Origin of the sequence: Pantoea sp. 18069 (assembly GCF_902706035.1) — a bacterium.
Taxonomy (GTDB): Bacteria; Pseudomonadota; Gammaproteobacteria; order Burkholderiales; family Burkholderiaceae_C; genus Comamonas.
In genome coordinates this window covers 135,154-154,545 of sequence record NZ_CACSJA010000001.1, presented here as the reverse complement: position 1 = coordinate 154,545, position 19,392 = coordinate 135,154, and the positions used below count along the sequence as shown (strand labels likewise).

Here is a 19,392-nt window from a genome sequence, read left to right as displayed (position 1 = left end):
CTTGTACGCAATAAGACATTTGGCAGGGGAAGAAGGACTCGAACCTTCGCATGCTGGAATCAAAATCCAGTGCCTTAACCAACTTGGCGACTCCCCTACACGGGTCAATTGCGTATGCAACCAACCGGTAACTTTTAATCTCTTGCCCACCCGCGAAGCGGATGAACGTCGAGATTTTCGCAAACTTTGACAATCCATTCGCTGGGTGCGTCTGTCATGGCAATTGCTTGCTTCATCGGTGCAAACACTGCACTTCCTGAGCCCGTCATTCTACCGTGTAATCCGTGTGCTTGGAGCAAATTGATTGCTTTTTCCACATCGGGGCACAGGGTTTGTGCGACCGGCTGCAAGTCGTTATGACCGAAGTCAAAGTGCTTTGCAGCGAAGACCGGCATTATAGCATGCTCTGAATTACGTTTGAGGTCGGGGGAGGAAAAAATCAATTTTGTTTCCAGTCCCGCATCAGGCTTGACTACAACGAAGCGCTGCCGCGGCAGCGCTTTTTCGAGTGGCGTGATTATATCGCCTATGCCTTCGACCCAGGCATTGCGCCCGCGCAGGAAGAACGGCACATCCGCGCCCAGGCGCAGGCCTATGGCCTCGAGCGCCGGCCGCGGCAGATCCAGCTTCCAGAGACGGTTGAGCGCCAGCAGCGTGGTTGCCGCATCGGACGAGCCGCCGCCCATGCCGGCCTGGGCGGGAATGCGCTTGTCGATGCCGATATGCGCGCCCGCGCCGCAGCCCGTAGCCTGCTGCAGCGCGCGCGCGGCACGCACGATCAGGTCGTCGTCCGGCAGGCGCATGCCGCTCAGGTCTTCGCGCGTGATCGTGCCATCGGCGCGCAGATCGAAATGCAGACTGTCCTGCCAGTCGATCAGCATGAACACCGATTCGATCAGGTGGTAGCCGTCCGGCCGGCGGCCGGTGATGTGCAGGAACAGGTTGAGCTTGGCCGGGGCCGGCACATCGTAGAGCGAACGCATGGAATGGAAACCGAAAAAATCAGAAGGAAACCTGGAGGATGGCGGGCGCCGGGCTTCAGCGCTCGAGCACCAGGCGCAGCGTGGCGCGTGGCAGCGGATCGGTGCGTTCGGCGCGCAGACGGCCTTGGGCCAGTTGCGTGAGATCGGCCTGCCAGCCCGGCGCCGCAGCCGGCTCGCCCGCGAGCCAGGAAAACAGCGAGCCAATGGGCAGCGCCGTTCCCACGGTGTCGCGCACCAACGCGTCGAGCGAAGGCGATTCGCGCAGCTGGCCGCCCTGGCGCAACTGCGCGCCCGCGGGGCTCCACTGCAGCTCGGCGAGCACCGCGCCGAAGGGGCTCAGCAGCGCGAGCTGGCCCGCGCGTTCCGAGCCCTCAAGCTCGAACGAGGCGCTGAACGACTGCTCCTGCTCCTGCGTGTCGTGCAGCTGCAACGCCAGGCGCCCGCTCCAGTAGGCAGCGGTGTCGGCGGGCGCGGGACGAGCGGGCGGCTGGGCGCAGCCGCTGAGCCACAGCACCGCGGGCGCTGCCGCGAGCAGCAGCGCGCGGCGCGTGGGCAATGGGCGCGGCCTGGCCTTCATGGCTCGACGCCCAGGCGCTGCAGCGTTTCGCGCAGCGTGTCGTTCTCGGCGTTCAGCTCCAGGCCTTTCTTCCAGATGATGCGCGCCTGGCGCTGCTGGCCGTTGCTCCAGAGCACTTCACCCAGGTGGGCGGCGATTTCGGCGTCGGGGCGCAGCGCAAAGGCTTTTTCCAGCAAGGCCAGGGCCTGCGTGATGTTGCCGCTGCGAAATTCGGTCCAGGCCAGGCTGTCGATGATGAACGGGTCGTTGGGCGCGGTTTCGAGCGCCTTGGTGATCAGCGCGCGCGCTTCGTCGAGGCGCACGCCGCGTTCGGCAAAGGAGAAGCCCAGCGCGTTGTAGGCGTGGTGAAAGCCCGGGTCGCGCTCGATGATGGCGCGCAGCAGGCTTTCCATTTCCGGCAGGCGGCCGACCTTTTCGGCCAGTATGGCGGTGTCGTAGGCAATTTCGCTGTCCTGCGGGAACTGCTGGTGCAGCGCCGACTGCAGCGTATAGGCCAGCGCCGGCTGATCGGCTTCGCGCACCAGCTGCACTTCGGCCTGCTGCTTGAGGCGCTGCTGCTGCGCGGTGTTCGCGGGCACGGCCTGGATCACGGCGCGCGCCTGGTCGAGCTGGCCCTGCTGGGCGAGTATCGAGGCGCGGCGCACCTGGACGTTGAGCAGTTGCGCGCCGCCGTCGATGCGGTCCAGCCATTCGAGGGCCTGCGCAAAGCGGCCCTGCTTTTGCGCGATCAGCGCGTGCTGCAAGGCCGACTCGGTGCGCGCGTTGCGCTGGATGCCGGCATTGGACAGCTGGGGAATCAGTGCATCGAAACGCTGCAGTGATGCTTCGGCCGCCTGCCAGCGCTGGGTCTGCACCTGCATTCTGGCCAGCGTGAACCACGCGTCGGCGTAATCGGGGTTTTCGCGCGTGATCGCGATGAGCTGGGCTTCGGCGGGCTCTAGCCTCTCCTGGCCCAGCAGGATGCGCGCGTAGGCCATGCGCATGTCGGCGCCGCGCTGCTTGTCGACATAGCGCGCGACCACCGGCTCGGCTTCGCGGTGGCCGTTTTCGAGCAGTTCCAGCGCCAGCAGCGCGGCAGCGCCATTGCCCGGCGACAGGGCTTCGGCGCGCTGTATGGCTTCGAGCGCGGCCTGGGGCTTGCCCGCGCTCAGCTGCATGTGTCCGATGGCGGCGTAGGCCGCAGGGCCGGCGGCCGGATCGCCGAGCTCGCCTTGCAGCGCCTGGGCGACGATGTCGGCCGCGAGGGCCTTGTCGCTGACGCGGCTGAAAAGCTGGGTGATAGACAGAAAGACCACGGGCTTGCTCGGCGCGGGGGTGGTGGCGATTTCCTGGCGCAGATACGGCAGGGTGTCGGCCATGCGGTTGAGCGCCACGAGGATCTGCAGCACATAGCGGTTGGCGTTGCGCGATTCGGGGAAGGCCTGGCGCCAGGCCTGGGCCGCGGCCAGCGCCTGGTTGCCGGCGCGCGCCTGCAGCGCCATTTCGGTGGCACGGCGGTACAGCTGGGCGTTGTTGCTCTGGCGCGCGGCGTTGAGCATCAGCGCCTGGCCGCTGGCCGGGTCACCCACGCCTGCAGCCATTTCGCCGACCAGGATTTCATAGAACAGCTCGGCGTTGAGGGCCACGGCATCGCCTGCGTCGCTCTCTGTCTGCGGGGCCAGGGTTTCGGCGCCCGGGGGCACTGGCGCCGCCTGGCTCCAGGCAATTGCGGGAGCGACGACCAATGTGGCGGCCAGCGCCAGGGCCCGAGGGCGTAGAGGATGAACCATCGAATGATAATAATCGAACGGGGTCTCCCTGCGGCGAATGCGGTGCTGTGGCGCGCGGCACCGGGGCGAGGCCGCGCAGCGGGGCTTGCATCATGGTGAAAAAGCCCCAATTGCGAAAGATGCCGCCGCGCGTTTCGCATCGGCGCCGGGCCCGCAGGGGGCCCATTTTTCAGGACTGTCATGCCCGAATTACCCGAAGTGGAAGTCACGCGCCTATCGTTTGCGCCCTCGATCGCGGGCGCGCGCATCGAGTCGGCCCGCCTGGGCAAGCCCTTGCGCTGGCCGCTGGGGCTCGCGCCCGAAGCGCTGGTCGGGCGCGAAGTGCTGGCCGTGCGCCGCCGCGGCAAATACCTGCTGGTCGACATGAGCGAAGGCCTGCTGCTGCTGCACCTGGGCATGTCGGGCAGCCTGCGCTTCGCGCCCGCGCACGCATTGCCGCCGGCGGGCACGCACGACCATTTCGATCTGGTCACTAACCAGGGCGTGCTGCGCCTGCACGACCCGCGCCGGTTTGGCGCCGTGGTCTATGCCGCGGGCGAGGGCGACCCGGTGGCGCAAAAGCTGCTCGGTCGCCTGGGCATGGAGCCGCTCGAGGATGCGTTTGCGCCGCAGGCGTTCCATGCGGGCCTGCAGGCCAGCCGCACGCCGATCAAGCTGCTGCTGCTCGGCGGCAAGCTGGTGGTGGGCGTGGGCAATATCTATGCGTCCGAAGTGCTGTTCATGGCGCGCATCTCACCGCTGGCGCCGGCCAACAGCATAGGGCCGCGGCGCGCGCGCCGGCTCTACGATGCGATCCGGCAGGTGCTCGCGGCCGCCGTCGCGCAGGGCGGCACCACGCTCAAGGACTTTTCGAATGCCGACGGCATGCCCGGACATTTCCAGCTCCAGGCCCAGGTCTACGACCGCGAAGGCCTGCCCTGCACGCAGTGCGCGGCGCCGCTGCGCATGCTGCGCCAGGGGCAGCGCAGCACCTTTTACTGCACGCATTGCCAGAAGCTTTGAGCAGCCCCCAGCGGCCCCCGGCTTGCTGCGCCGGCGCTGGGTCACGCCGGTATCATTGCAACGTGCCCTGTATCGTTGGTTGGCACTTGCTATATATTTTGTGAAGTCGGGCGCCCTGTCCGCAGTACATCCGCGGGAGAGCGAAGTTGGCCACACCATTCAATGCGCAGTTTGACCAGCACGGCCACTGGCGCCGTGATTTCGCCCGGCAGTTGCACCATCTGCGCGACTGGCTTTCGGGCCACGAGCTGCTGGACGCGGCCGTCGACGAGCGCCTGCAGCGCCTGCAGGCGCAGGTGCGCGGCGACAAGGTCATGGTGGCTTTCGTCGCCGAGTTCTCGCGCGGCAAGTCCGAGCTGATCAATGCGGTGTTCTTTGCATCCTATGGCCGGCGCCTGATGCCCGCGGGCGCGGGCCGCACCACCATGTGCCCGGCGGAGCTCGGCTGGGACGAGGGCCTTGAGCCCAGCCTGCGCCTGCTGCCGATAGAAACGCGCGAGCACGCGCCCAGCCTTGCCGAGTGGCGCCTGCGGCCCGAGGCCTGGCAGCAGTGGCCGCTAGCCGTCGATGACGGCGCCCAGCTCGCGGCCATGCTCGCCAAGGTGGCCGAAACGCGCCGCGTGCCGCTGTCCCAGGCCAGGGCCTGGGGTTTCTGGCAGGACGAGGCGAGCACCGATGAACAGCCTCGTGTCGATGCCCTGGGCCTGGTCGAAGTGCCGATGTGGCGCCATGCGCTGATCAACCTGCCCCATCCCCTGCTGCGCGAGGGGCTGGTGATTCTCGACACGCCAGGCCTGAATGCCGTCGGCGCCGAGCCCGAGCTCGCCGTCAACCTGATTCCCCAGGCCCATGCGGTCGTCTTCCTGATCGCGGCCGACACGGGCGTGACGCAGTCGGACCTGGCCGTCTGGCGCGCTCACCTCGCGCCCAGCGACAGCGCCGACCTGTCGCGGCTGGTGGTGCTCAACAAGATCGATACGCTGTGGGACCGGCTGAGCACCGGCCAGCAGGTGCACGCGCAGATACAGCGCCAGCGCACGGCGTCGGCCGAAACGCTGGGCCTCTGCGTCGAGCGCGTGCTGCCGGTATCGGCGCAAAAAGGCCTGGTCGCGAAAATCGGCAACGAGGCCGCGCTGCTGCGCGCCAGCGGGCTGATGGCGTTCGAGCAGGCGCTGTCCGAAGGCATCATGGGGCAGCGCCAAAGCGTGCTGCGCGCGGCCGTGGCGAGCGGCGTTGCGCACCTGCAGACCGAAGTCGTGCGCCGGCTCACCATCCGCCGGCGTGATCTCGACGACCAGATGGCCGAGCTGCGCAGCCTGCGCGGCAAGAATTCCAGCGTGATCGCGGCGATGCGCGCGCGCATCGAGCAGGAGCAGGCGGAGTTCGACGCCAGCGCGGCGCGCATCCAGGCATTGCGTGCCGTGCAGGCGCGCATGCTGCAGGCCCTGCTGCAGTCGCTGGGCGCGGGCGCGATCGAAGCCCGGCTCGCGGCGCTGCGCGAGGCGCTGGCGCGCGCTGGCCTCAAATTCGGCGCGCGCAAGGCCTACGTTGCGACTTTCGCGCAGTTGCGCGGCGTGGTCGACCAGGTGCTGTCCGACGCGGCCGAGCTGCAGCAGATGGTGGTCGCATCGTTTCGCGCGCTCAATGCCGAGTTCGGCTTTTCGCTGCAGGCCACGGCCTCGTGGCCGCTGCAGGATCTGGCGCGCGACCTGGGCCAGATCGAGCGCGGCTACCTGCATTACCTGGGCCTTGGCCATGCGCTGCAGCTCGCGCGCGGCGACTATTCGCAGCGCCTGATCCGCGCGCTGGCCCAGCGCCTGGCCGGCGTTTTTGGCGCGGCCGGCCAGGAGATGGCGCTGTGGAGCCAATCGGCGATGGCGCAACTCGATGCACAATGGACAGAACGCAAGCGCAGCTTCACGCGTCGCATCGAGGCCGTGGACCGCATCCAGCTCGCGGCCAGCAGCCTGGTCGAGCGCATCGCCGAAATCGATGCGGCCGAGCACGAGATCACGGCGCTCACGCAGCAACTGGCGCAACTTTGCGAGCAGTTGCTGGAGCCGCCCGCGGCGCAGCCGGCGCTTGCAACCCAGGACCCCACACCGGTAATCTGATCTTGACGACATCTTCCATCGCCGCCGCCGTCGTGCAGTGGCAGGCCTCGCATGGCCGCAACCATCTGCCCTGGCAGCAAACGCGCGACCCCTACCGGGTCTGGCTTTCCGAGATCATGCTGCAGCAGACCCAGGTCGCGACGGTGCTCGGTTACTACCCGCGCTTTCTCGCCCAGTTTCCCGATGTCGCGAGCCTTGCGGCCGCGCCCGAAGACGCGGTGCTCGCGCTGTGGAGCGGCCTGGGCTACTACAGCCGCGCGCGCAATCTGCACAAGTGCGCGCAGGCCGTGATGGCGCTGCACGGGGGGCGCTTTCCCGAGACGGCCGAGCAGCTCGCGACGCTGCCCGGCATAGGCCGCTCGACCGCGGGCGCGATCGCGGCGTTCTGCTTTTCCGAGCGCGTGCCGATTCTCGACGCCAACGTGCGGCGCGTGCTCACGCGCGTGCTGGCCTTCGACGCCGACCTGGCCGTGGCGCGCAACGAGCGCGCACTGTGGGATCTGGCGACCGGGCTGTGTCCCGATCCGCGCGAGCTCGATCTGCACCAGGCCATGCCGGGCTATACGCAGGGCATGATGGACCTGGGCGCAAGCCTGTGCCTGCCGCGCAAGCCGGCCTGCCTGCTGTGCCCGCTGCACAGCCAGTGCCGCGCGGCGCGCGCCGGCAACCCCGAAGACTACCCGGTGCGCACGCGCAAGCTCAAGCGCAGTTCGCAGTCCTGGTGGCTGCTCGTGGCCCAGGACAGCGCAGGCCGCATCTGCCTGGGCAAGCGCCCGGCCACGGGCATCTGGGCCGGGCTCTACAGCCCGCCGGTGTTCGAGGACGCGGCCGCGCTCGACGCCGCAGTGCAGGCGCGCTGGCCCCGGGGCGGCGTGCAGCTCGAGCACCAGCCCGCCTTCCTGCATGTGCTCACGCACCGCGATCTGCATCTGCATGCGGTACTCGCGCGCGTAGCCGCCGCTGAACCCGCGGCCGATGATTGGTATACGCGGGCGCAGTGGACGGATATGGGGCTGCCGGCGCCGGTGAGGAAATTGCTGGAGCGCGAGGGCTAGATTTCCGCTGCCGCCGTGCGCGCATCAAGCTCCCGGTGCCGGGTCAGCGTAGGCCAGTCCTTGCCGAAGTGCGCGGCGAGTTGCTCGACCAGATAGACCGAACGGTGCTGGCCGCCGGTGCAGCCTATGGCCACCGTGACATAGCTGCGGTGGTTCTGTTCGAGCAGCGGCAGCCAGTACTCGAAGAACTGCGCGATCTGCTGGCGCATCTCCAGCACTTCGGGCTGCTGGCGCAGGAAGGCCTGCACCGGCGCATCCTTGCCGGAAAACGGCCGCAGCTCGGTGTCGTAGTAGGGGTTGGGCAGCATGCGCACATCGAACAGATAGTCGCAGTCGGCCGGAATGCCGTACTTGAAGCCGAACGACTGGAACACCAGCGTCATCTGCCCCTGGGGCATGGTCAGCAGACTCTTGACATAGCTTTGCAGCTGCGACGGCCGGATGCTGCTGGTGTCTATGACCTGCGACTGCTCGCGCAGGTCGGCGAGCAGCTCGCGCTCCCATTCGATGGTCTGCACCAGCGCCTGGCGGCCTTGCTGCAGCTCGTCGCTCGACAGCGGGTGGCGCCGCCGGGTTTCCGAAAAGCGCCGCACCAGCGTGGCCGTGGTAGCGTCGAGAAACAGCGACTGCACCACTGCGCCCTGGCTGCGCAGCAGCGCGAGCTGCGCGGGCAGTTCGGGCAGGGCGGTGGCGCTGCGCGCATCGATGGCGATGGCCACGCGGTTGCCATGGTGCGCATGCTCGAGCGCGACGAACGAGGCCAGCAGCTCGGGCGGCAGGTTGTCGACGCAGTAGTAGCCCGCGTCCTCGAGCGCATGCAGCGCCACGGATTTTCCGGAACCGGACATGCCGGTGACCAACACGATTTCAAGTGACATGCATCAACCTTTGCGCGCGGGCACTGTCGCTTGCTGGAGCATTTCGCGCGCGTGTGCCATGGTGGTTTCGGACAGGCGCTCGCCGCCGAGCATGCGCGCGACTTCGGCGACGCGCGTCTCGGGCACGAGCGCGGTGACGGTGCTGGTGGTGGTCTGCTTGTCGCGCTTCTTGGCGACGACAAGGTGGTGGTCGGCGCAGGCCGCGACCTGGGGCAGGTGGGTCACGGCCAGCACCTGGCGGTCCCGGCCGAGCTTGTGCATCAGCCGGCCCACGGTCTCGGCGACGGCGCCGCCCACGCCTGAATCCACTTCGTCGAAGATCAGCGTCGAGGCTTCGCCCAGCTCGCTGGTCGTGACCGCGATCGCCAGCGAGATGCGCGACAGCTCGCCGCCCGAGGCGACCTTGCCTATGGGCTTGGGGCTGGCGCCCGGATGGCCGGCGACGAGAAACGCCAGCGCGTCCATGCCGTGCGGGCCGGGCTCGTCGGCTGCGGTCTGCGCGACTTCGAAGCGCCCGCCCTGCATGCCCAGTCCCTGCATGGCCAGCGTGATCGCGCGCGACAGCTTGGGTGCGGCCTTGGCGCGCTGCTGCGACAGCGCCCGCGCGGCCTGCTCATATTGCACCTGGGCGGCATCGGCCTGGGCGCGCAGGCCGGCGATATCGACCACGGCATCGAGCTGGCGCAGCTCTTCCTTCCAGCCCGCGAACAGCTGCGGCAGCTCGGCGGGCAGGTGCTTGTAGCGGCGCGCGAGCTGCATCCACAGCGACAGCCGGGTGTCGAGTTCGGCCAGGCGTTCCGGGTCGAGGTCGGTGCGGCGCAGATAGGACTGCAGCGAATGGCGCGCATCGCCGATCTGCGCCAGCGCCGAGGCCAGCACTTCGGCGATTTCCTTGAATTCGGGGTCCAGGTGCTCCTGGTCCTGCAGCTCGCCGTGCGCGCGCGTGAGCGCCGCGAGGCTGCCGGCTTCATCGTCTTCAATGGCGAACAGCGCGCCCTGCGCCGTGTCGAGCAGGGATTGCGCATGCGACAGGCGCGTGTGCTGGGCGTTGAGGTCTTCCCATTCGTCATCGCCCGGGGCGAGCTTGTCGACTTCGCCGATCTGCCACTGCAGGCGCTCGCGTTCGCGCTGCAGGCTGTCCTGCGCGGCAATGGCATGCTCGAGTGCCTGGCGCGCGTTGCGCCAGACGGTCCAGAGATTGCGCAGCGGCTGGGTCTGCAGGCCCGCGTAGGCGTCGAGCAGCTCGCGCGCCGCATCGGGGCGGGCCAGGCTTTGCCAGGCGTGCTGGCCATGGATGTCGAGCAACTGCTCGCCGACGGTGCGCAGCTGCGTGGCCGTCGCCGGTGCGCCATTGATCCAGGCCCGGCTGCGGCCCTGGGCATCGATCACGCGGCGCAGCAGCAGGCTGTCCTCGAGCGCGAAGCCGCCTTGCTCCAGCCAGGGCTTGAGCCGCGCCGGGCATTCGAACTCGGCGCAGATATCGGCCTGCGGCGCGCCTTCGCGCACCACGCCCGCATCGGCGCGCGCGCCCAGCGCGAGCTGCACCGCGTCGATCAGAATGGATTTGCCCGCGCCGGTCTCGCCGGTCAGCGCCGTGAAGCCGCCATGCAGGTCCAGGTCCAGCGCCTGGACGATGACGAAGTCGCGCAGCGCAATGCGTTTGAGACCCATGTCAGCTGCCTCCCTCGTTCCAGCCGAGCTTCTTGCGCAGCGTGGCAAAGTAATTCCAGCCCTTGGGGTGCAGGAAGCGCACGGAGTGCTCGGCCTTGGTGACCAGGATGCGGTCGCCGTGCAGCAGCGAGGCCAGCGACTGCATGTCGAAATTGGCGCTGACATCGCGCCCGCCCACCACTTCGATCACGACTTCGGTCGCATCCGACAGCACGATGGGGCGGTTGGAGAACGTGTGCGGCGCGATCGGCGCCATGACCCAGCCCGGAATCGAGGGGTGCATCATCGGCCCGCCCACCGACAGCGCATAGGCCGTCGAGCCCGTGGGCGTGGCGATGATCAGGCCGTCGGCGCGCTGGTTGGCGACGAAATTGCCGCCGACTTCTACGCGCAGCTCGACCATGCCCGAAGTCGCGCCGCGGTTGACGACCACGTCGTTCATTGCCAGCGCTTCGAACACCAGTTGATCGCCGCGCATCACGCGCGCCAGGATCATGGGCCGCAGGTCTTCCTCATATTCCCCTTGGAGCATGGGCGTGAGGGTGGTCTGGTAATCTTCGAGCGGAATATCCGTGACGAAGCCCAGACGCCCCTGGTTGATGCCGATCAGCGGCGTGCCGTAGCGCGCCATGTGGCGGCCTATGCCCAGCATGGTGCCGTCGCCGCCCACGACCAGCCCGAGGTCGCAGTGCGCACCCAGGCCGTCGACATCCATTGATCGATAGTTCTGTATGCCCGCATGTCTGGCGGTATCGGCGTCGACAATGACTTCGCATCCCTGGCTGCTGACAAAGCTGGCAATATCCTGGAGGGCGTGGCGTGCACTGTCAGGGCTGGCGCTGCTGGATGCGGGCGACTGGTATTTCCCGATCAGTGCGACTCGGCGGAACTTAGACGTCATTTTGAAATTACATCATTAAAATCACTACATGCTCGATGACCGTGCCAAGTTGTTACTCAAAGCGCTGGTCGAGCGCTACATCGCCGACGGCCAGCCCATAGGTTCACGCACGCTCTCGCGTGCCTCGGGCCTTGAATTGTCGCCTGCGACGATACGCAACGTGATGTCCGACCTCGAGGAACTGGGGCTGATTGTCAGCCCGCACACCTCGGCGGGCCGCATTCCCACGGCCAAAGGTTACCGATTGTTCGTTGACACCATGTTGACAGTCCAGCGCGACGACTTCCACGCGCCCGCGCTGCCCGCCGAACAGCCGCAGAAAGTCATCGCCAACGCGGCCCATCTGCTGTCGAGCCTGTCGCACTTCGTGGGCGTGGTGATGGTGCCCAAGCGCACTTCGGTGTTTCGCCAGATCGAGTTCGTGCGCCTGTCCGAGAAGCGCTTCCTGGTGATCATCGTCTCGCCCGAAGGCGATGTGCAAAACCGCGTGATCTTCACCGAAGTCGACTACACCTCGTCGCAACTCGTCGAAGCCGCGAACTTCCTCAACGCCAACTACGCGGGCCTGGCCATGGAGCAGGTGCGCGAGCGCCTCAAGGGAGAGGTCGAGCTGCTGCGCGGCGAAGTCGCGGCGCTGATGCAGGCCGCCGTCAACGTAGGCACCGAAGCCATGCAAAGCGATGAAGCCGACGTCGTGATCTCGGGCGAGCGCAACCTGCTGGCCGTGAGCGATTTCTCCAGCGACATGGACCACCTGCGCCGCGCGTTCGACCTGTTCGAGCAAAAGACCCAGATCCTGCGCCTGCTCGACATCTCCAGCCAGGCCGAAGGCGTGCGCATCTACATCGGCGGCGAAAGCCATGTCGTGCCCTTCGAGGAACTGTCGGTCGTGAGCGCGCCGTACGAGGTCGACGGCAAGATCGTCGGCACCCTGGGCGTGATCGGCCCGACGCGCATGCACTACGACAAGATGATCCAGATCGTCGACATCACGTCCAAGCTCGTCACGAATGCCTTGAGTCATCGCAGATAGGCTCTACAATAGTCGAGTTTTGCAGCCGCCACTCTTTTGTGCGGCGCTTGCAGATAATCCAGTTAAGGGCCTCTAGCTCATGCTTGGTTAGAGCAGCGGACTCATAATCCGTTGGTGCCGTGTTCGACTCACGGGAGGCCCACCAATCAGCAACCAACCTTGCGAGGTTGGAAAAAAGCCAACCTTTCGAGGTTGGCTTTTTTGTGGGCGACGGCGCAATGCCGTCGTATCGGCAGTTCCTAGAACAGCACGCGGCAGCGTATCGTGCCCGCAATGTCCAGGAGCTGGGCCATGGGCAGCTCTGCCGAGTCCGCGCCTATGTCCATCACCACGTAGCCGAGCTTTTCATCGGTGCGCAGGTACTGCCCGGCGATGTTGATGCCGTGCTGCGCGAACACCTGGTTGATGGCCGACAGCACGCCGGGCACGTTGTGGTGCACGTGCAGGATGCGCTTTTGGCCGGGGTGGGCGGGCAGCGCCACTTCGGGGAAGTTCACGGCCGAAGTGGTCGTTCCGTTGTCGCTGTACTTGATCAGCTTTTCTGCGACCTCAAGCCCGATGTTGGCCTGTGCCTCCGCGGTGGAGCCGCCGATGTGCGGGGTCAGGATGACGTTGTCCAGGCCGCGCAGGGGCGAGGCGAATTCGTCCTTGTTGGTGCGCGGCTCGACGGGGAACACGTCCAGGGCGGCGCCCAGCAATTGGCCCGATCGCAGGGCGGTGGCCAGCGCATCGATCTCGACCACGGTGCCGCGCGAGGCATTGATCAGGATGGCGCTGGGCTTCATGGCGGCGATTTCGGCCGCGCCCATCATCCATTGCGTCGAGGGCAGCTCGGGCACATGCAGGCTGACGATGTCGCTGACGGCCAGCAGTTCCTGCAGCGAGGCGGCCTGGCGCGCATTGCCCAGCGGCAGCTTGGTGACGATGTCGTGGAACACGACCTGCATGCCCAGGGCTTCGGCGAGCACCGACAGCTGGGTGCCGATCGAGCCGTAGCCAACGATGCCCAGGGTCTTGCCGCGGATTTCGTAGGCGTTGTCGGCCGTCTTGAGCCAGCCGCCACGGTGGGCCGCGGCGTTCTTGGCGGGAATGCCCCGCAGCAGCAGGATGGCTTCGCCCAGCACCAGTTCGGCCACGGAGCGGGTGTTCGAGTAGGGCGCGTTGAACACCGCCACGCCGCGCTGGCGTGCGGCGTTCAGGTCGACCTGGTTGGTGCCTATGCAAAAGCAGCCCACGGCCACCAGCTTGTGCGCGGCCTGGAAGACGGCTTCGGTCAACTGGGTGCGCGAACGGATGCCGACAAAGTGCACGTCGGCGATCTTGCGCTCTAGCTCTTCGGATGGCAGCGCGCCCGAGACCGCTTCGACATTGGTGTAGCCCGCGTTCTGCAGCAGCTGCAGGGCGCCGGGGTGGATACCTTCGAGCAGCAAAAACTTGATCTTCGACTTGTCCAGCGAGGTCTTGGTGGTCATGGCATGGGTCCGTTTGTGCAATTTCCCATTACAGCGGATTCCCGATACCGTTACGCCGGATAGGTGCACCGCGACAGGCGCAGTGCAGCCAGTCCGGGCGGCAAGGTATCGGGAGGAGGGAGAGCCGGGCACCGGCAGGGCGGGCCTTTTGTCTGCGGGAAATGCGGTGTTGAATGTCTAAATGAGAATTATTACAGATGGCGAGTGGATAGTCCACGAGCCGGCGCCGACAGCCTCGGCGGATATGGATGGGCGCTGCCGGGATGGCGGGTCGCAGGCTGACGCGTTCCGCCGGCGCGGGAGACTGTTCATTTTTCGCGTAAAGCGGCACACTGCCTCCTGTCAATTCGCCGTGCCTGGGCCCGCATTCCCGCTGGCCAGGCGAGCTGCAACCGGATGCGCTGCATCGCATTCCAAATGAGATGAAGGCGGTATGAGTCTCGGGATTTCCAAAACAGTGCTGCGGCGCATCGTTCTCGGCAACCTGCTGGTTGCGGCCCTGCTGTGCCTTGCCACCGGGCTCAGCATGCATGCCAATTACAAGGCGGACATGGAGCTGGGGGTCGCCGTCACGCGAAACCAGGCCCGGAGCCTGGGCCTGGAGCTCACGGCAGAGTTGCGGCTGGTGGACAACGCGCTGTCATCCATTGCCAGCCGGTTTCGCACCCGGTCCTTTGACGGCCTGCCTGCTGCCCAGCGCGCATTGCAGGACATGCTGCAGGAACAGCGGGCGCTGATTCCCTTTGTCACGGCGCTTCGGGCCGCCGACGGCGATGGGCAGGTGCTGCTGATCGCGAGTGAAGTCACCGAGCCGTTTTCCGTGCAGAACCGGGACTATTTCGAGCAGGCCCGGCGCACGGACCAGATGGTGGTGTCCGCCCCGCTGGTGAGCCAATCCTTCGATAAATGGGCCATCGTGCTGGCCCGGCGTCTGCAGGCCGAAGACGACAGTTTCCAGGGCATTGTCTATGCCATCGTCGCGGCCGAGCATTTTCAGCGGCTGTTCAGCCAGCAATCGCTGGGCCCGGACAGCGCCATGGCGTTGCGTACCGACGATGCGCGCCTGGTTGCGCGCTTCGATGCGAACCAGCCGCAATCCGAGGAAGGCACCGGCGGGGCGGTGGTGTCCGAGCAATACCACGAGGCGCTGCGCCACCATGCCGAACATGGCTGGTACATCACGCCCACGCTGCTCGATGGCGTGGAGCGCATCACCGCCTACCAGCGGCTGACGAACTATCCCCTGACGGTCTCCACGGGCCTGGGCACCGAGACCTACCTGGCGATGTGGCGGGCGTCCGCCTGGCGCGCCTGGGGGCTCACGGGTCTGTGCATCGTGCTCATCGCGCTGGGTTCGGTCAGCCTTTACCGCCTGCAAAAGCGCGAGCGACTGGCGAAGATCAAGGTGACGGAACTGCTCAAGGAGCAGGAGCTGTTCATCGACAATGATCTGATCGGCATCGCGCGGCTGCGCGATCGCCAGGTGCTGTGGACCAACCAGGCGATGCAGCGCCTGGCCAAACGCTCCGCCCAGAATCTGCTGGGCGCACCGATCCGCATCCTCTACACCGACGATGCCGCATACCAGCAAGGGGGCGAGCTGGCTTACGGTTCGCTGCGCGCCAGGGGGAAATTCCACACCCAGATGCAATTGCTGGGCAGCGATGCGCAGCGCTTGTGGGTGGATGTGAGCGGCATCCGGCTGAACGACGAGGAGTCGCTGTGGATTTTCGTGGATATCGACGGGCTCAAGCGTGACGAGCAGACGGCGCAGTACCTGGCCAAGCATGACGCACTGACAGGGCTCGCGAACCGCCGTGCGCTGGAGGAAACCCTGGAGCATGAACTGGCCGCTTCATTGGCGAAGGCCGGGCATGCGCTGCTGGCCGTCTGCTTCATGGATCTCGACGGCTTCAAGCGCGTGAACGACACCTACGGGCACGATGCCGGCGATGAGGTGCTCAAGGTCGTCGCCGCACGGCTCAAGGCCCAGGCGCGGGCCTCGGATTGTGTGGCCCGGCTCGGTGGCGACGAGTTTGTCGCGCTGCTGGTCGGCCTGGGCTCGCCCCAGGAAGCCGTGGAAATCATGGAGCGCTGCCTGGCGGCGATCACCCAGCCTATCCGGCTGCGAAACGCAGCGGTGGTGCATGTCGGCGCGAGCATGGGCGTGGCGCTCAATGCCGAATCCGGCGATTCGGCGGCGAAGCTGCTGCAACTGGCCGACGAAGCGATGTACGCCGCCAAGCGGGCGGGCAAGGGGCGCATCGTTGTCGCGCGCAGCCCGCATGACCTGCGCGTTCCTGAGGACCAGCCGTAGAAAGCCGGGCTTCTCAGCCCCGGCCCACGAAAGGCATCTTCGTCGCCATGACGGTGTGGAACAGCACGTTGGCCTCGAGCGGCAGGTTGGCCATGTAGAGCACCGACTGGCCGACGACAGCCACATCGATCATGGGCTCGACGGCGATCTCGCCATTGGCCTGGGGCACGCCCTTGGCCATGCGCGCGGCCAGGTCGGTCATCGCATTGCCGATGTCGATCTGCCCCACGGCAATGTCGTACTGGCGGCCGTCGAGCGCAGCGGTCTTGGTCAACCCCATCACCGCATGCTTGGTCGCCGTGTAGGCGATGGAGTTGGGGCGCGGTGCATGCGCGGAGATAGAGCCGTTGTTGATGATGCGCCCGCCCTGCGGGCTCTGGTCGCGCATCACCTTGAACGCCTGCTGCAGGCAATAGAACATGCCGTTGAGGTTGAGGTCGACCACTTCGCGCCACTGCTGCGGCGTCCAGTCGATGAAGTCGCCCGGCGGATTGCTGCGGCCGGCGTTGTTGAACAGCAGGTCCACGCGGCCGAAGCGGGCGACCGCGCTGGCGAACAGCGCGGCGACCGCATCCGCGTCACTCACATCGGTGGGCACGCAGTGCACGCGATCGCCCGCGCCATGCAATGTCTGCGCTTCCTGCCTGACCTCATCGAGCAGCTCGGCGCGCCGACCGGCCAGCACCACATGGAAGCCGCCCTCCAGCAATGCATGGGCCACGGCCTTGCCAATGCCCGAACCTGCGCCCGTGATGACCGCTACCTTCTTGTCTGTCATTTCAAATTCTCCAGCGTGATGTCGAACCCTATTGTGAGTTCATTGCGGTGGGGGCTGAGCGCTGACCGGCTCGGGGCCCGCGTTGCATCGGTCTTTGGTCGCAGACACCGTGTCGGCGGGCAGGGCATGCGCAGCCAGGGAAAACCCAAAAGCCTGGACAATGTCTCCATACACCCTTGGAAGAAAGCTCCCATGCGCACTACCGGCTTTGGCATCTCCACCGCATTTTCCGCAGCCGCTTTGCTCGCGGCCCTGTTCTCCCCGGCCGCGCACGCGGTGCTCAAGGTCGGCGATGTGGCGCCGGCCTTCACCACCCAGGCGGCCGTCGCGGGCAAGCCTTTCGAGTTCGACATGAAGGCCGCGCTTGCCAAGGGGCCGGTGGTGCTGTATTTCTTCCCCAAGGCCTTCACCCAGGGCTGCACCCTGGAGGCCCACGCGTTTGCCGAGGCCTCGCCGCAGTTCAACGCCATGGGCGCGCAGGTGGTGGGCATGTCGCATGATGACATCGCCACCTTGCAGCGCTTTTCCACCGAAGCCTGCCGAGACCAGTTTGCCGTGGCGTCCGACCCCCAGGCCAAGACCATACGCGCCTACGACGCATCGGCGGCCGCCAATCCCCAGCGCGCCGACCGCATCTCGTATGTGATCGGCCAGGACAGCCGTATCAAGTTCGCCCATGTCGGCTCCGATCCGGTGGAGCATGTGGAGCAGACCAAGGCGGCCGTGCAGCGCTTGCAGCGCGACGCGAAGAAGTAAGCGCAACCAGTATCGATGCGTCTGGCGAACTGGCCCTCGGCGGCGCCGGGAGCGTTGGTCGCGGTCTGCACGCGCGCGCCGCATGAGAACGATTCTCAGTAGAATATCGACCACCTTTGCCGGATCCGGCGTTTTACCCGTGACGGATTTTCTTGCCCGCTTCAACGACTTCTTCTGCCGCGCGACTGCATGCCCTGACCGGTTCAGGGCCGGCGCTGGCGTGGCCGCGCCGCAATGGGGGCAGGGCATGAAGCGCGACTTCCTGCCGGGCGAAGGCGGGCCGCTGCAGGCGCAGGCTTCGCCCGCGCCGGGCGAACAGCTGGGCCAGCTCTATGCGCGCTGGCGCGCCCCGCTGGCGCGCATGATGCGCCGCTATTTCGGCTCGGCCGCCGAAGTCGAGGACGCGACGCAGGAAGTGTTCGCGCGCCTGGCGGCCACGGGCAGGGCGATTGCGCCCGCCGAGGAGCAGCCCTATCTGCGCCGCGCCGCGCGCAATGTCGCCATCGATGGCTGGCGCAAGAGCGCACAGCGCGAAGGCCTGCAGCGTGTCGCGCTCGAAGACGGGGCCGACGAGCCTGGCCTGTACACCGACGCCGGCCATACCGACGCGCACGCGGGCCACCACCAGATGCTGGGCCGCCTCGACCAGGCGATCCAGGAGCTGCCCGCGCGCCAGCGCGAAGCGTTCACGCTGCACCGCATCGAAGGCCATACGGTCGAGGAAACCGCGCTGCGCATGGGCATTTCCACGCGCATGGTGGTCAAGCACCTGAGCCGCGGCCTCGCGTACTGCCAGGTGCGCGTGAGCTATGCCAGCAGCGCACAGATGCGGCAGATGCATGTCGTGCTCAGCGGCGCGCAAGAAGCCGCCGACGCCGACAATGGAGACGCACCATGAGGCCCATGCCCGCCGGCACGACCCACAGCGCGCTGCTGCAGCAGCACCGCGCCGTGGCCGACTGGTGCGTGCGCCGCGAGCAGCCCGGCTGGACGGCTGCCGATGAGCGCGCGCTGCAGGCCTGGCTGGACGCCGACCCGCAGCGCCGCGAAATCATGGATTCCATGGGCCGCACCTTGCGGCTCGCGGGCCAGTTGAAACAGTTCCGCGCCGAGACCTCGGGCGCGCAGGCCGCCGCCGCGCCACAGCCGGCCACGGCCGGTGCGCGCCGGGCGCCATGGCTCACGCCCGCACGCCGGCGCAGCTTCGCGCCGGCGCTGGTCGCGGCCTGCGTGGCGCTGGTGGTCGCGGGCTGGTGGCGCTGGGACGCCACGCCCAGCTACCGCCTCGATCTCGCGACCGGCCCGGGCGAGACGCGCGCCGTCGATCTGCCCGACGGCTCGCAGATCGCGCTCAACGTCGGCACCCGCGTGCAGGTGCGCTACTACCCGCGCCGGCGCGAAGTGCTGATGGGCGAAGGCGAAGCGTTCTTTCGCGTCGCGCCCAACGCAAGCCAGCCGTTCACGATAGACAGCGGTGACAGCCGCGTGCGCGTGGTCGGCACGGCGTTCAACGTGCGCGCCGCGCCGCCCCAGCTGACCGTCAAGGTGCTCGAAGGCAAGGTCGAAGTCCAGCCCCGGCGCAGCGCCACGGCCGAGCCTGCGCTGCTGCTGGGCCCGGGCGTCGGAGTGGCCATCGACACTGCCTCCGGCCGCCACCAGAGCCTGCGCGCCGCGCCGGACGAAGTCGGGCGCTGGCGCACGGGCCAGATCCATTTCAGCCGCACGACGCTGGGCGAAGTCGCGCAGGAGCTGGGACGCTACCTGGGCAAGTCGGTCACGGTCGATGACGAGGGCCTGAAGGCGATGACGATCTCGGGCTTCCTGATGATCCACTCGGCCGATGACTTCATCCAGGCGCTGCCCGATGTGGTACCGGTGCGCGTCGAGCGCGACCCGGTGGGGAACTGGCTGATTTCCAGGCGCTGAGGCGGCGAGGTTTTGCCGCGGGCGGGCGTTGTCACGCCAACAAACCGCTCGCCCTGAGCAAGGTAAGCGAGACGAAGTCTCGCAATGCGTTGACGAGAAACAGCGGGGCTTGTCCATGAGGACAGGCCGTTCATGGTTCGACGGGCTCACCACGAACGGT

At 67.1% G+C, this 19,392-nt stretch carries 16 protein-coding genes and 2 tRNA genes; 9 read left to right on the top strand and 9 right to left on the bottom strand.

Annotation, left to right across the window (positions count from 1 at the left end; all coding sequences use genetic code 11):
* Positions 1-20: 20 nt before the first annotated feature.
* The 4 genes from GVL12_RS00725 to GVL12_RS00710 all read right to left on the bottom strand — a co-directional run bounded on the left by GVL12_RS00725 (position 21) and on the right by GVL12_RS00710 (position 3,329).
* Positions 21-97, bottom strand: a tRNA-Gln gene (locus GVL12_RS00725).
* A gap of 37 nt (positions 98-134) precedes the next feature.
* Positions 135-965 carry a 4-(cytidine 5'-diphospho)-2-C-methyl-D-erythritol kinase gene (gene ispE, locus GVL12_RS00720; RefSeq protein ID WP_200843398.1) on the bottom strand — a complete coding sequence of 277 codons (831 nt, stop codon included), beginning with the start codon at positions 963-965 and terminating at the stop codon, positions 135-137.
* A 73-nt stretch (positions 966-1,038) separates the two neighbouring features.
* A complete protein-coding gene (locus GVL12_RS00715) occupies positions 1,039-1,560 on the bottom strand; it encodes a lipoprotein insertase outer membrane protein LolB (RefSeq protein WP_159910719.1) in 522 nt (173 codons plus the stop codon).
* Entirely contained in the window at positions 1,557-3,329 is a 1,773-nt protein-coding gene (locus tag GVL12_RS00710) for a tetratricopeptide repeat protein (RefSeq protein WP_200843397.1), read from the bottom strand. The genes GVL12_RS00715 and GVL12_RS00710 overlap by 4 nt, the downstream gene beginning before the upstream one ends.
* A 180-nt stretch (positions 3,330-3,509) precedes the next feature.
* On the opposite strand from GVL12_RS00710, the gene mutM reads away from it, so the two are divergent.
* The 3 genes from mutM to mutY all read left to right on the top strand — a co-directional run bounded on the left by mutM (position 3,510) and on the right by mutY (position 7,500).
* On the top strand, positions 3,510-4,331 hold the full coding sequence (gene mutM / locus GVL12_RS00705) for a bifunctional DNA-formamidopyrimidine glycosylase/DNA-(apurinic or apyrimidinic site) lyase (RefSeq protein ID WP_159910718.1): 822 nt from the start codon (positions 3,510-3,512) through the stop codon (positions 4,329-4,331).
* A 146-nt stretch (positions 4,332-4,477) separates the two neighbouring features.
* Positions 4,478-6,445 carry a dynamin family protein gene (locus GVL12_RS00700; RefSeq protein WP_159910717.1) on the top strand — a complete coding sequence of 656 codons (1,968 nt, stop codon included), beginning with the start codon at positions 4,478-4,480 and terminating at the stop codon, positions 6,443-6,445.
* A gap of 2 nt (positions 6,446-6,447) precedes the next feature.
* Positions 6,448-7,500, top strand: a complete 1,053-nt coding sequence (gene mutY / locus GVL12_RS00695) for an A/G-specific adenine glycosylase (RefSeq protein WP_159910716.1) — start codon at positions 6,448-6,450, stop codon at positions 7,498-7,500.
* Here the strand turns inward: mutY and rapZ are convergent.
* Genes rapZ through GVL12_RS00680 form a run of 3 tightly spaced genes read right to left on the bottom strand, consistent with a single transcriptional unit; the run spans position 7,497 to position 10,950 of the window.
* A complete protein-coding gene (gene rapZ, locus GVL12_RS00690; RefSeq protein ID WP_159910715.1) occupies positions 7,497-8,378 on the bottom strand; it encodes an RNase adapter RapZ in 882 nt (293 codons plus the stop codon). The genes mutY and rapZ overlap by 4 nt on opposite strands.
* Positions 8,379-8,381: 3 nt before the next feature.
* On the bottom strand, positions 8,382-10,049 hold the full coding sequence (recN, locus tag GVL12_RS00685; RefSeq protein ID WP_159910714.1) for a DNA repair protein RecN: 1,668 nt from the start codon (positions 10,047-10,049) through the stop codon (positions 8,382-8,384).
* A gap of 1 nt (position 10,050) precedes the next feature.
* Positions 10,051-10,950 carry an NAD kinase gene (locus GVL12_RS00680; RefSeq protein ID WP_159910713.1) on the bottom strand — a complete coding sequence of 300 codons (900 nt, stop codon included), beginning with the start codon at positions 10,948-10,950 and terminating at the stop codon, positions 10,051-10,053.
* 28 nt (positions 10,951-10,978) lie between these two features.
* Here GVL12_RS00680 and hrcA point away from each other — a divergent pair, with 28 nt between their 5' ends.
* Complete coding sequence (gene hrcA, locus GVL12_RS00675) at positions 10,979-11,983, top strand: heat-inducible transcriptional repressor HrcA (protein ID WP_159910712.1); 1,005 nt, start codon at positions 10,979-10,981, stop codon at positions 11,981-11,983.
* Between the two features lie 66 nt (positions 11,984-12,049).
* Positions 12,050-12,128, top strand: a tRNA-Ile gene (locus GVL12_RS00670).
* A 94-nt stretch (positions 12,129-12,222) separates the two neighbouring features.
* Here the strand turns inward: GVL12_RS00670 and serA are convergent.
* Positions 12,223-13,455, bottom strand: a complete 1,233-nt coding sequence (serA, locus tag GVL12_RS00665; protein WP_159910711.1) for a phosphoglycerate dehydrogenase — start codon at positions 13,453-13,455, stop codon at positions 12,223-12,225.
* A 433-nt stretch (positions 13,456-13,888) separates the two neighbouring features.
* On the opposite strand from serA, the gene GVL12_RS00660 reads away from it, so the two are divergent.
* Entirely contained in the window at positions 13,889-15,772 is a 1,884-nt protein-coding gene (locus GVL12_RS00660) for a sensor domain-containing diguanylate cyclase (RefSeq protein ID WP_159910710.1), read from the top strand.
* A gap of 13 nt (positions 15,773-15,785) precedes the next feature.
* On the opposite strand, the gene GVL12_RS00655 is transcribed toward GVL12_RS00660, so the two are convergent.
* Positions 15,786-16,550 (bottom strand): SDR family oxidoreductase, encoded by a 765-nt coding sequence (locus tag GVL12_RS00655; protein ID WP_159910709.1) that lies wholly within the window; start codon positions 16,548-16,550, stop codon positions 15,786-15,788.
* A gap of 192 nt (positions 16,551-16,742) precedes the next feature.
* Between GVL12_RS00655 and GVL12_RS00650 the strand changes: the two genes are divergently transcribed.
* From GVL12_RS00650 to GVL12_RS00640, 3 genes are all read left to right on the top strand, one after another.
* Positions 16,743-17,306: a peroxiredoxin gene (locus GVL12_RS00650; protein WP_159910708.1), complete on the top strand. Its 564-nt coding sequence runs from the start codon at positions 16,743-16,745 to the stop codon at positions 17,304-17,306.
* Positions 17,307-17,445: 139 nt separating this feature from the next.
* Positions 17,446-18,204 (top strand): RNA polymerase sigma factor, encoded by a 759-nt coding sequence (locus tag GVL12_RS00645; protein WP_159910707.1) that lies wholly within the window; start codon positions 17,446-17,448, stop codon positions 18,202-18,204.
* Positions 18,201-19,232, top strand: a complete 1,032-nt coding sequence (locus GVL12_RS00640; protein WP_200843396.1) for a FecR domain-containing protein — start codon at positions 18,201-18,203, stop codon at positions 19,230-19,232. Before GVL12_RS00645 ends, GVL12_RS00640 begins: the two co-directional genes overlap by 4 nt.
* Positions 19,233-19,392: the final 160 nt, after the last annotated feature.